Genomic DNA, 212 nt, shown 5'->3' on the forward strand with positions numbered 1-212 from the left:
TCTCTAAGTAGATCAGAGGATGTAGAGAAACCTGCAAATAACAACTGTATTATCACTAAAATAAGCTAAGCAATTGTGCTTAGCTTTAATGCATTGATTTGTGACCGAGTCGAAAAAATTTAACTTTATTATCGAATAGCCAAAATTCTAAGGATATGTTTCTTTTTTTATCCATATATCCAATTATATAACCCCTTTAAAAAATGAATGTT

The sequence above is a fragment of the Neobacillus vireti genome (assembly GCF_036962465.1).
Classification (GTDB): Bacteria; Bacillota; Bacilli; order Bacillales; family Cytobacillaceae; genus Neobacillus; species Neobacillus vireti_B.